The organism is Thalassotalea atypica, assembly GCF_030295975.1.
GTDB classification, from domain to species: Bacteria; Pseudomonadota; Gammaproteobacteria; order Enterobacterales; family Alteromonadaceae; genus Thalassotalea_F; species Thalassotalea_F atypica.
Genome location: NZ_AP027364.1, coordinates 3888861 through 3901381, shown reverse-complemented (window position 1 = coordinate 3901381; position 12521 = coordinate 3888861). Strand labels below are relative to the sequence as shown.

General features: G+C 40.4%; 12 protein-coding genes. 7 read left to right on the top strand and 5 right to left on the bottom strand.

The window, feature by feature from the left end:
• Nucleotides 1-98 precede the first annotated feature (98 nt).
• On the top strand, nt 99-1025 hold the full coding sequence (locus QUE03_RS17565; RefSeq protein WP_286263262.1) for a Dyp-type peroxidase: 927 nt from the start codon (nt 99-101) through the stop codon (nt 1023-1025).
• Between the two features lie 59 nt (nt 1026-1084).
• Here the strand turns inward: QUE03_RS17565 and argR are convergent, their stop codons facing one another.
• Nucleotides 1085-1558, bottom strand: a complete 474-nt coding sequence (gene argR, locus QUE03_RS17560; protein WP_286263261.1) for a transcriptional regulator ArgR — start codon at nt 1556-1558, stop codon at nt 1085-1087.
• Nucleotides 1559-1802: 244 nt separating this feature from the next.
• Here argR and mdh point away from each other — a divergent pair, with 244 nt between their 5' ends.
• Together mdh and QUE03_RS17550 are read left to right on the top strand one after the other, a co-directional pair.
• Nucleotides 1803-2738 (top strand): malate dehydrogenase, encoded by a 936-nt coding sequence (mdh, locus tag QUE03_RS17555; protein ID WP_286263260.1) that lies wholly within the window; start codon nt 1803-1805, stop codon nt 2736-2738.
• Between the two features lie 310 nt (nt 2739-3048).
• Nucleotides 3049-5040, top strand: a complete 1992-nt coding sequence (locus tag QUE03_RS17550; RefSeq protein ID WP_286263259.1) for a methyl-accepting chemotaxis protein — start codon at nt 3049-3051, stop codon at nt 5038-5040.
• 69 nt (nt 5041-5109) lie between these two features.
• On the opposite strand, the gene ccoG is transcribed toward QUE03_RS17550, so the two are convergent.
• From ccoG to ispB, 4 genes are all read right to left on the bottom strand, one after another.
• Nucleotides 5110-6489: a cytochrome c oxidase accessory protein CcoG gene (gene ccoG / locus QUE03_RS17545; RefSeq protein ID WP_286263258.1), complete on the bottom strand. Its 1380-nt coding sequence runs from the start codon at nt 6487-6489 to the stop codon at nt 5110-5112.
• Nucleotides 6490-6654: 165 nt separating this feature from the next.
• The gene (locus QUE03_RS17540) at nt 6655-8076 is read right to left on the bottom strand and encodes a sigma-54 interaction domain-containing protein (RefSeq protein ID WP_286263256.1); all 1422 of its coding nucleotides are present in this window, start codon (nt 8074-8076) and stop codon (nt 6655-6657) included.
• A 144-nt stretch (nt 8077-8220) separates the two neighbouring features.
• Nucleotides 8221-8784 (bottom strand): paraquat-inducible protein A, encoded by a 564-nt coding sequence (locus QUE03_RS17535; protein ID WP_286263255.1) that lies wholly within the window; start codon nt 8782-8784, stop codon nt 8221-8223.
• Nucleotides 8785-8787: 3 nt separating this feature from the next.
• Nucleotides 8788-9759, bottom strand: a complete 972-nt coding sequence (ispB, locus tag QUE03_RS17530; RefSeq protein WP_286263254.1) for an octaprenyl diphosphate synthase — start codon at nt 9757-9759, stop codon at nt 8788-8790.
• Between the two features lie 230 nt (nt 9760-9989).
• On the opposite strand from ispB, the gene rplU reads away from it, so the two are divergent.
• From rplU to folA, 4 genes are all read left to right on the top strand, one after another.
• Complete coding sequence (gene rplU, locus QUE03_RS17525; protein ID WP_286263253.1) at nt 9990-10301, top strand: 50S ribosomal protein L21; 312 nt, start codon at nt 9990-9992, stop codon at nt 10299-10301.
• Nucleotides 10302-10318: 17 nt separating this feature from the next.
• Nucleotides 10319-10576, top strand: coding sequence for a 50S ribosomal protein L27 (rpmA, locus tag QUE03_RS17520; protein WP_286263252.1), 258 nt, complete (start codon nt 10319-10321; stop codon nt 10574-10576).
• A 159-nt stretch (nt 10577-10735) separates the two neighbouring features.
• Complete coding sequence (gene cgtA, locus QUE03_RS17515) at nt 10736-11893, top strand: Obg family GTPase CgtA (protein WP_286263251.1); 1158 nt, start codon at nt 10736-10738, stop codon at nt 11891-11893.
• Between the two features lie 121 nt (nt 11894-12014).
• Entirely contained in the window at nt 12015-12506 is a 492-nt protein-coding gene (folA, locus tag QUE03_RS17510) for a type 3 dihydrofolate reductase (protein ID WP_286263250.1), read from the top strand.
• Nucleotides 12507-12521: the final 15 nt, after the last annotated feature.

The following is a 12521-nucleotide window of genomic DNA, read 5'->3' as shown; positions in this document are numbered from 1 at the left end:
TGCTTTTTTTTGCTTAAATGAATATAGATTAAGTATTTAGTAGAAAATATGGTTAGAATTAACCTAGAAAAGCAGTGTATAGGTTTTAGGTTAATATTATGGCAAGAGAACAGTTTGGTGTATGCGCAGAGCCGAATTTACATGGCACCTACTTATTGTTTAACGCAATGGATGATAAGAACGCATTTTTGCGTCAGGCGTTGTCTCGTTTACCGGCGATGATCGATCATTATGCAGAGCACTTTTCTGAAGCAAACCTTACCAGCGTAGTGGCCATAGGTGCAAACTACTGGGATGAACTATACCCTGAAGGACGACCCAAAGAGCTTACCTCATTTCCGATGATGCAATCTGACGATCGTATTGCCCCTGCAACAAGCGGTGATATTTATATTGAAGTGCGTAGCGATCGTGCAGATACAAACCATATTGTCAGCACTAAAATCTGTGAATTACTAGCGGACAGTGTAGATTTAATAGAGCAAACAAGAGCGTTTCGTTATTTAGATGGTCGTGACCTGACTGGTTTTGTCGATGGCACCGAAAACCCTCAAGGTCACCATAGACGTGATGTAGCGTTAGTAAAAGAAGAAGATGATGCGGAGTTTGCAGGTGGAAGTTACCTTCATATTCAACGCTATCGTCACAACATGAACCTATGGAATATGTTAAAGGAAAAAGCCCAAGAGGATGTCTTTGGTCGCACAAAAGTTGATAATATCGAATATGAAAGCGACGACAAAGCACCTACTGCCCATACAAAACGTACAGCATTAAAGGATGATGATGGTAATAGTATTGAAATTCTAAGGCAGAGCATGCCTTATGGTGATATGAAAACGCAGGGGTTGTTTTTTGTTTCTTACTGTCATTCATCAGAGCCTTTTACCATTATGCTCAAAAGTATGATACAAGGTGATGGTCAAGGTCATTTCGATCACATGCTGAAATACACAGAAGCACAAACGGGTGTAGCATTCTTTGCTCCCAGTTTAAACTTCTTAGCATCATTAGCTGAAGGCTAGTTACACAATAAAAAATCCGACTATTAAGTGCGGATTTTTCATTATTAAATCAACATTTCTTAGCCAAGATTTTTTAAAAAGAGCGCTTCAAGTTTCGCGATGGTTTGCTTGATTTGTTTCACATCTGTTGGTGCTATAAAGATCGTATCATCGCCAGCTATGGTACCTAACACACCGTCACTTTTACTGACGCTATCCAATAACCTAGCAATTAATTGAGCTGCACCTGGGCTGGTACGAATGATGATCATCACCTCATTATGTTCAATATCAAGCACAAGTTGCTTTAGCGGGCTTTTCGCGGTGGGCATCCCTAATTCGGCAGGCAAGCAATACACCATTTCTTGACGGGCATTACGGGTTCGTACTGCGCCATATTTGCTTAACATACGCGATACTTTAGATTGACTAATATTTTCAAAACCTTGGGTTTTGAGGGCGTCAACAATTTCGCCTTGTGAGCCAAACTGTTCTTGCTTTAATAAATCTTTAAATGCTTGTACAAGAGCTTCTTGTTTTTGTTGTGTTGACATAATGTTGTTCAAACTTCTTTAAATTCAAGATAGTGAAATCTTATACTTAGGTCGGATTTCATAATTTTTATAATACGCTATTCTGTATTGTATCAACTAATTCCGATTAATGCCTGATCCTTTATAAAGCTGAAGAAACTATGACCCGGCGTTTATCTTCCAATATTAATTGTGTTTTGATCGTTAATGTAATATCTTTTTGGCGACAATTATTTACGTAAATACTCAAATTCGGAGACATCCAATGAAAGTTGCAGTTCTAGGCGCAGCAGGCGGAATAGGCCAAGCGTTATCTTTACTACTTAAGACTCAATTACCAGCAGGTTCTGAGTTATCTTTATATGACGTTGCACCGGTTGTTCCTGGTGTTGCTGTTGACCTTAGTCATATCCCAACTGCAGTTAAAGTTGAAGGTTTTGGCGCTGATGATTTAGCTTCAGCATTATCTGGTGCAGATATTGTACTAATTCCAGCAGGTATGCCACGTAAGCCAGGTATGGATCGCGCAGATTTATTCGCTGTTAATGCCGGTATCATTAAAACATTGGCTGAAGGCATTGTTGCCAACTGTCCTAAAGCATTAGTGGGTATCATCACTAACCCAGTAAACGGCACGGTTCCAATTGTTGCTGAAGTATTTAAAAAAGCCGGTACATATGACAAAAACCGCGTATTCGGTATCACAACATTAGATGTTATCCGCAGTGAAGCATTTGTTGCTGAGCTTAAAGGCTTGAACGTAGCTGACGTGAAAGTACCAGTTATTGGTGGTCACTCAGGCACAACTATTTTACCACTTCTATCACAAGTTGAAGGTGCTACTTTCTCTGATGAAGAAGTTGCGGCATTAACGCCTCGTATCCAAAATGCTGGTACTGAAGTGGTAAATGCTAAAGCGGGTGGTGGTTCAGCTACGCTATCTATGGGCGCAGCAGCAGCACGTTTTTGTATGTCTTTAGTTAAAGGTTTACAAGGCGAAGACGTAACTGATTACGCATATGTTGATGTGGCAGATGGAGATGCTCCTTATTTTGCACATCCAATTCGTTTAGGTAAAAACGGCGTCGAAGAAATCTTAGGCTACGGTGAGCTAAGTGCATTTGAGCAAAAAGCGAAAGACGACATGTTAGATACGCTTAAAGCTGACATTCAAGAAGGTGTTGATTTTATCAACGGCTAATATATAACAGTATGTCCTTAAAAAAGCCGCTTTTAAAGCGGCTTTTTTTGTAACTAAAATTAGTATTTTGTTAATAGTTCAATATAATTAAGGGGTTAATAAAAAAATATTACTTAAATTAACAAATTAGGCAATTATGCCATTACTTAAGTTGATTAATCTCAATAGTTAAGAGATGTCATACCAGTACAATAACGAGTAACCGAATAACTAATTAGTACATATCGACCATGTATATATTTACTCACGATAGAAATCAATATCATATAATTGAAAGCAATTCTTTGTCACTCACTAGGGAAGGTAGAACATGCTGAATTCGATCTCATTGAAATACAAACTTCTGATATTATCGGCAATTCCGTTTTTGTTGATAGTGTTCTTTTCCAGTGCATTGGTGTCACAAACGGCAAGCGACGCCAAAAATGCTGAGCAAGTTAATAAATTGCTCGAGGTTGCAGTCGCTAATTCAGAATTAGTGCATGAGTTGCAAAAAGAGCGCGGACTCACAGCGGGATTTTTAGGATCCAATGGCAGTGAAGTCTTTAAGCAAAAACTTATGAACCAGCGACAAGTTACTGACGAGAAACTGCAAGAAAATGCTAATTTACCTGAAGGATTTGGTGAACTAGTGCAAGAATTGCAGCTGTCTTTACAGTTTAATGAAGCCAAAAAAGCGTTAGCACAGATTTCCAATTATCGAACTAGAGTGGATAACCTATCGATACCACTGGCTGAGGCATTAGGGTTTTATACTTCTACTAATGGAAAGCTCTTACAGTCAATTTCTATCATCGCCCAACAATCAAATTCATCGGAAACGAAGCAAGCAGCGCTTGCTTACTATAAATTTGTTCAGGCAAAAGAAAGAGCTGGCATTGAACGTGCCGTGTTGAGCAATTCTTTCGCGACCGATAGTTTTTCATTGCCTACGTATATGCGATTTAATGAGCTAGTGTTACTTCAACAAACCTATCTCCAAGAATTCAAAAATCTAGCGGCTGACGCGGAATTAACATTTTTTAGCAAGATTGAGCATTCGCCTGAAACTAAAAAAGTTAATGATTTTCGGCAGATTGCAAGGAGCAAAAATTTGGCTGGTGACTTTGGTGTTTCTGCAACCGAATGGTTTGACAGCGCAACGGCGAGGATCAATTTATTAAAACAAACAGAAGACTATATCGCAGATCAACTTGTCGAGCTCTCCAGCAGCAAAAATAAAACAGCCAGTAATGCTTTTCTGTTCTATTTGCTGACCAGCATTTTGGTGACTCTATTTGGCATTATATTTGCCTTTGTTATTGCCAAAAGTGTCTCTAATCGAGTCACTATGATGATTGATATGTTGCAATATTGTGCAAAAAATAATGCGCTAGACAAAAGGTTATCAGTAGATGGCAGCGATGAAATAGCCAAGATCGCCCTAGAGATAAATGCACTATTGGATACATTTCGAGACGCGGTAATAAAGATTACAGAGTCGAGCGATCGCTTGGCTGCATCGTCAGAACAAAATACTGTTGCCGTTGAACAATCAAGTGTCGCACTGAATTTGCAAAAAGATCAAACTTACCTTGTGGCAACGGCAATTGAACAAATGTCGCAAACGATAAGTGAAGTTTCAGGTAATACTGTTTCAACTGCAACGGCAGTTGAGCAGGCAGACAAGATAGCTACGGCGAGCTCTGAAGTGGTGACTGAGTCGATCAGTAAAATTCAGCAAGTAGCGAGTAATGTCTCAGAAGTGCACGACATTGTCGCGAAATTAAATGAAAGTAGCGCAGAGATCACTAATGTGGTTGATGTCATCAAATCGGTGGCAGAGCAAACCAATTTATTAGCACTAAACGCAGCAATTGAAGCAGCCCGCGCAGGTGAGCAAGGCCGAGGCTTTGCTGTAGTAGCCGATGAAGTGAGAACGCTAGCGCAACGTACGCAAGAATCGACACAACAAATAGAGAGTATTATCAATCAGTTTGCCAATGCCACGGGGCAGGCCTTTGAATTAATTAGTGATTGTCAGTCTAATGCGACCAGCAGTGTGACTTCTGCACATGATATCACCACCTCAATCGATGAAATTAAGGAAGCCATCGTCTCCATTGAACAAATGGCCAATCAAATAGCAACTGCCTCAGAAGAACAGGTCGTGGTTTCTAATGATATTAGCAACAATGTCGCTGAAATCAGCACGGCTGCAGATCAATCAGCAACTGCCGCCAGCGAGATTTCAACGACGAGTCGTTCTCAGGCTGAACTGGCAAGAGAGTTAAAATCTCTTGCTGAAGGATTTGTTGTATAACGTTTAGGTTATTGTAGTATGAAGCCACCGATAAGGTGGCTTTTTTATGTCTAAATTATTCGCATCGGTTCAATTTGAATAAAACCGAATAGGCTTGGTTGCCAAAACTTCATCGTGTGGGTTTGATATCACCAGTTCAAAAGAAGAAACACGCTCTGTGATGTAATCTGGAGCGATAGTCAAAGTGAACGGGATGATTTTCATTTCTAATTTTTGTGCCGTAATAGCACCATCAATGCTGAATTTTACGTGCTCGTGATCTGCAATATGTAAAATGAATGACTCAGTGGTTTGCATCTTATTGGTTAGCTTCAATTGGTAACTGTTTTCAATTGAACCATCGAAATTCGCGCGATAAAGCACATTTCTGTCTCGAAGTATTGATGCTTCGACGAGGGCTCTACTTGAAACAAAATATCCCATCAGGATGAACATGATCAGGGTAATCACGCCATAACTGAGTATTTTGGGGCGAAGTGTTTTTACTTTTGTGCCAGCGAGGGCATTTTCACTCGTAAAGCTGATAAGCCCTTTAGGGTAGTTAAATTGGGACATGGTTTGATCACAGGCGTCAATACAGGCGCCACAACTGATGCATTCGTATTGCAAGCCATTACGAATGTCGATACCAGCTGGGCAGACCTGCACACATAAATTACAGTCAACACAGTCACCTAGCGCACGTTGTTTAGGGTCTTCATTGCGCTTTCTACGTCCTCTGCTTTCACCTCTTATCGTATCGTATGCAATCAATAGGGTATTCTTATCAAACATTGCTGATTGAAATCGTGAATAAGGACACATGTAGATGCACATTTTTTCACGTAACCAACCAGCATTGCCATAGGTACACAAGGTGAAAAAGGCAATCCAGGACAAGACAATGGCAGACCAATCAAACTCTATTAAGCCGGTGTATAGCTCTTTTGCAGGAATAAAGTATGCCATAAAGCTAGTTGCCGTAAAAAATGAAATAGCAAGCCATGCGCTGTGCTTAAGCAGTTTCTTCTGTGTTTTGTGCCAACTAAGTGGCGCTTGATCCAATTTGATACGTTGATTGCGGGTGCCTTCAATTTTCTCCTCTACCCACACATACATGAACATCCAAACGGTCTGAGGACAGAGAAACCCACACCATACTCGTCCAAGCCATGTTGTAATGAAAAATAACGTAAATGCACCCACCATGAATAGTGCTGCAAGTATGGTTAAGTCTTGCGGAAAAAATGTCATTGAAAAAAAGCGAAACTGCTGATCAGCGATATTGAGCAATATTGCTTGCTCTCCTTGATAGGTGAGCCAAGGAATCAATACAAACACTATCATTAACAAGGTACCGGTGTATTTTCTTAAGGATTGAAACTTTCCTTTTTGCTGCCTGACATAAATAGAATCTTCTGACTTATACGGCTTTATAATTAAGTCTTCTTCTTTAATATCGAACTTCATAGATAACTCTCTTGACGAATATAAAGAGGCTATAGCAATATTGTTGCCATGAAGTATTAGTTTTTATCTTATTGTTAACAATGGATATTTTTTAATTTTGATATTCGATATGTCTATCATTACACGATATATCGTGTCTTGCGCGGTATATCGTGTGTTAGGGTGTTAAGGACGAGCTATTCCTAGTTTGTTCATGCGTGATCGCAACGTACTGTCGGGTAAGCCGAGTATTTTTGCAGCGCCTTGGTTGCCTCCAATTTTCCAATTACAATCTTCAAGTACGCGCTTTATGTGTGCTTTTTCAATCATTGACAGTGTGGTGTGTGTCATATGCTCTGTTTGATGTGCAGATGTTAGCTCGCTAATGGTTAGTTTTTTGTCGTTAGACAAGATCATTTCACGTTCAATAACATTTTGCAGTTCTCTTACATTGCCCGGCCATTGATAGGCGTTCATGAGCTCTAAACTTTTCTGGCTAAGTTCGTTACAGGAGCGTGATAGTTTTTTATTTAAACGAGCAATAATCACTTGGCTGAGTAGTGGAAGATCTTCTTTGCGTTCTCTTAGTGGGGGCATCTCAATAGGAAACACATTTAATCGATAATAAAGATCCATTCTGAACTGACCCTGAGCGACCATCTCTGGCAAATTTCGGTTGGTCGCGGCAATAATTCTGATATTTACCTTAATCGTCTTATTACCACCAACGCGCTCAAACTCTTGTTCTTGAATCACTCGCAACAGCTTACTTTGTGCTTCTTGGCTAAGCTCACCAATTTCGTCCAAAAATAAAGTGCCATTGTGCGCTAGTTCAAATTTTCCTTTCCGCCTTTCAATAGCGCCCGTAAATGCGCCCTTCTCGTGACCAAATAATTCTGATTCTAACAAACTGGGGGTGAATGCGGCGCAATTGACTTTGATCATCGCTGAGTTGGCGCGCAAGCTTTGCTGATGTATTTGCCGAGCCGCTAGTTCTTTGCCTGTTCCATTTTCTCCGTAAATCAAAACGGTACTGTCAGTTTTAGCCACCAACGATATTTTGGCCTTCACCTGCTCTATACGCGGGCTGTCTCCTGTGAGTTCTGACTTTGACCACCTTAAATTCAACTCTGATTGTAGGTAACTATTTTCAAGTTGTAGTTGTTCTGATAGCTGTTGAATTTTATTTAAGGCGAAACGGAGTGCTTGTTCGTCGCTTTTTTGCTTAGTGACATCCCTAAATACTGCAACGGCACCGACTAACTTATTTTGATGATAGACAGGCGTAGAGGTATATTCTACCGGAAAAGAGCTGCCATCTTTTCGCCAAAAGACTTCATTGTTAACTTGTCTAGATTGCCCATCTTGAGCGGTGGCATAAATTTTACATTCATTGACATGGTAAGGACTGCCGTCCGCATGGCTGTGATGGTGGTATTGATGAATATTCTTGCCTAGCAACTCTTGCGCCGTCCAGCCAGTCAATCGCTCGGCTGCTGCATTAATGAAAATTGCCTTTCCTTCAGTATCAAATCCGTATATTCCTTCGCCTACTGCATTGAGTAAAAGCTGAGAATCTGACAGTAATGTTCTAATTTCGGAAGTCAAAAGTCACCTGATTAATGAGGGCACGATATTTCGTGGCCCATTATTGACGAAATCATTAGGTAACACAATCTGAATGATTAATGCGTGTCTAAAACGATTAGGTAGCTTTATTAAGTGTTTGTACTGAATAAATCTACCTATTGATCAAGATTTTTTAGTAAGTGCTGTTTGGCTTAAGTGGGTGCCAAGTAAAGAAACTAAACAATAGGCTGTAAAAAAGTAGAATCCATTGCCAACCGCTGAAAGGGTTTCGCTACTGATTATCATTTCTAGTTTAAAACCAAATATCGCCAACGTTTGATGTGTTTCTGTTTCTGCATGGTTGGTGGACAGTATGGCTAAAAATATCGCGACAACAAAAACATCTGCCATTGACCATTTTCCAATATTGCTGACAAAATTAACGATTGCCCTTTCAATACGACTATTTTTTGTAAAATACGACCAAATCACTAACAGTGCTTTTATTAATGGGATAGCAATTGAAAAAACAAAAATCAAACCTGCAACCAATAAACGCTCGTCTTGCCACAACTCTTCAATAGTGCCAAGAAGGGATAATTCTTTACTTATCAGTCCCGTTGTCAGGGTAGGGCCTGAAACTTGAGCGGTCACATCCATATTTAAAGAAAACATGGGCAATAAAATACCAGGAACAAATAATGCAATCGCTATAACATTTAAGACAAAGCCAAAATGTTTACTCATTAGTTATACCGTCCTATTCGCAGCGATATGCGCTAATGAAATCAGTGCTTCCTTGTATTTCGAGTCTGGAATGGTATGCAATGCGCTGATGGCTTTGTCGGCTTCTTGTTCTGCTTTACGTTGGGTATAAACAAGAGAGCCAGTTTGCTGCATGGCTTCTAGTATTTCGTCAAGGTGAGCCATGCCATTGCAATGTTCAATAGCATCTCTAATCAATTGGCGCTGCTTATCGCTACCATGTTCCATTGCATATAATAAGGGAAGCGTAGGTTTACCTTCTGAAAGATCATCACCGACATTCTTACCCATTTCTTTAGCATCGGCAGTGTAATCCATGATGTCGTCAACTAGTTGAAATGCTGTACCTAAATGACGGCCATAATCTGATAAAGCGGCTTCGATCTTAGGATCTTCTTTAGCGATCACCGCTGCTAACTGCGTTGCTGCTTCAAACAGTCGTGCTGTTTTACAGTAGATAACCTGCATGTAACTTTCTTCAGTAGTATCTGGGTCATTGCAGTTCATTAATTGCAACACTTCACCTTCTGCAACTACGTTTGTGGTATCTGCTAAGACTTCCATGACGCGTAAATCTTTGATTGACGTCATCATTTGAAATGAACGCGAATACAAAAAGTCGCCCACTAAAACACTGGCACTGTTACCGAATAAGGCATTGGCCGTTTCTCTTCCCCGTCGCATGTCTGACTCATCGACTACATCATCATGAAGCAGTGTTGAGGTATGGATGAACTCGACGATCGCTGCGATCGTTGTATGATCCTTTCCTTTATAGCCGATAGCTTGAGCCGCTAATACCGACAATAATGGGCGCATTCGTTTACCACCTGCATTAACAATATAAACACCTAATTGGTTAATTAATGCAACATCTGAATGAAGTTGGCGATAGATTAGATCATTAACTGCAGTCATGTCTGCACTAGCTAATGCTTGAATAGTTTTTAAATCCATGGAGCGAAGGGGAGCCCTATTGTTGGTAGTTTAACTTGCAATAATTTGAGCTAAAGTTTACACGAAAAAGTATGATAATGAAGGTTTCAATCGCGCTATCGCTCTTTTATATAAAAAATGTTGTTTTTGATCGTATTTATACTTGCGATCGCCGAATGCTTCGCGTAGAATTCGCGCCCTATATTTTTAAATTTAAGCACCAATAGTATGTGGTGCAGTACGGAGTAGCTATGTACGCGGTATTCCAAAGCGGTGGTAAACAGCACCGTGTAACTGAAGGTCAAACAGTTCGCTTAGAAAAGCTTGAGCTTGAAGTTGGCGCATCAGTTGATTTTGATAACGTTTTAATGATTGCCAATGGCGATGACATCAAAGTGGGTGCACCACTTGTAGAAGGCGGTAAAGTTACTGCTGAAGTTATCAGCCAAGGTCGTCACGATAAAGTGAAGATTGTTAAGTTTAGACGTCGTAAGCATTCACGCAAGCAAATGGGCCATCGTCAATGGTTCACTGAAGTGAAAATTACTGGTATTAACGGCTAATTTAGGAGCATTTAAAGATGGCACATAAGAAGGCAGCAGGTAGTACCAAAAACGGTCGCGATTCAGAAAGTAAACGCTTAGGTGTTAAACGTTTCGGTGGCGAGTCAGTTTTAGCTGGTAACATTATCGTTCGTCAACGTGGTACTAAATTCCACGCTGGTAACAATATGGGTATTGGTAAAGACCACACTTTATTCGCTTTATCTGACGGTAAAGTTCAGTTTGAAGTTAAAGGTCCTAAAAACCGTAAGTTTGTAAGCATCATCGCTGAATAATTTACCCAAAAGATTTGCAAAACCCTGCAATTATTGCAGGGTTTTTTTTTGGCTATAAAATAAGCATCTGTTTGATGTGGATTAGCGTATTAACGTGTTGTAAGTTGTGAAAATGGCTTATAATACATTTAAGTTTATTTCGGAGTTATAGATCATCTCATGAAATTTGTTGATGAAGTTGAAATTAGAGTTGAAGCAGGTGATGGCGGTAATGGCATCGTTAGCTTCCGTAAAGAAAAATACATCGAATTCGGCGGCCCTAATGGTGGTGATGGCGGAGACGGTGGAGATGTCTATTTAATCGCAGATGAAAACTTAAATACACTAATCGATTATCGCTTTGAACGTTTTCACCGAGCAAAACGCGGTGAGAATGGTCAAAGTAGAGACTGCACAGGTAAGGGAGCTCCTGACTTGTTGTTGAAGGTACCTGTAGGTACTCGAACTGTTGATGTTGATACCGGTGAGCAAATCGGTGACTTAACAAAGCACAAACAAAAACTGCTAGTAGCTAAAGGCGGCTGGCATGGTTTAGGTAATACGCGTTTCAAAAGTAGTACAAACCGTGCGCCACGTCAAAAGACAGATGGCACGCCAGGTGAAATTCGTAACTTGAAGCTCGAGTTATTGCTACTTGCTGATGTCGGCCTGCTTGGATTGCCAAATGCTGGTAAGTCAACTCTGATCCGCAGTGTTTCGGCGGCTAAGCCTAAAGTAGCGGACTATCCATTTACTACCTTGGTACCCAATTTAGGTGTTGTACGCTTAGATGCACAGCATAGCTTTGTAATAGCAGATATTCCTGGCTTAATTGAAGGTGCAGCAGACGGCGCAGGTTTAGGTACACAATTTTTAAAGCATTTGGAACGTTGTCGAATATTGCTACATGTTGTTGATGTGATGCCTGTTGACGGCTCCAGCCCTGTTGAAAATGCTAAAACGATCATCAGTGAGCTTGAAAGTCACTCGAGCAATCTAGCAGATAAACCTCGTTGGTTAGTATTGAACAAGCTTGATCTTTTATTGGAAGAAGAAGCTGAAGAAATTAAGCAAGAAATCGTATCCGCACTTAATTGGCAGGGGCCTGTTTATAGTATCTCTGCGTTCAATAAAATGGGTACAGATGAGCTTTGTCAGCAATTAATGACCTTCATTGATACTTTACCACCAGAGCTTGAAGAAGACGCGGAAGAAAAAGCGGTTGAGTTTAAGTGGGATAACTATCATCAAGATGCGATGTCTGACTTAGACGATGATTTGGATGATGAAGATTGGGATGAAGACGATTACGACGTGGAAGTGGAATATCGCCAATAAGGCTAGTTATACTATTTTTCTGTTGATGATTGGGCAAAGGTGCATGCGTTTATTATACGTGATGCGCCTTTTTTGTTTTATACTAGCTGCGTTTTTGATTTATTGAAATAAGTGGAAGTTAATGACTGTTCTTTCGATGATTGTTGCACATGCAAACAACCGTATAATTGGCAAAGATAATGATATGCCATGGCACTTGCCGGCTGACTTGGTTTACTTTAAGAAAACTACATTAGGTAAGCCTGTTATTATGGGGCGGAAAACCTATGAATCGATAGGCCGCCCGTTACCTGGCCGACAAAATATCGTAATTTCACGAGACGTGGAGTATCGAGCTGACGGTATTGAGGTAGTGAACTCTGTTGAGGAAGCATTGAAAGTCGCTGGTGGTGCAGAGGAAGTGATGGTCATAGGTGGCGGTGCGATTTATGAGCATTGTCTACCGACAGCTAATAGACTCTATATCACGCATATCTGCGCTGACATCGAAGGAGATACTCAGTTTCCTGTATATGACACACAACATGATTGGAGACTGTTAAGTAGCGAAAAGAGATCTGCGGACGAAAAAAATAGTTACGACCTTAATTTCTGCGTCTACGAGCGATTTTGATTCGCTCGTTCCAAA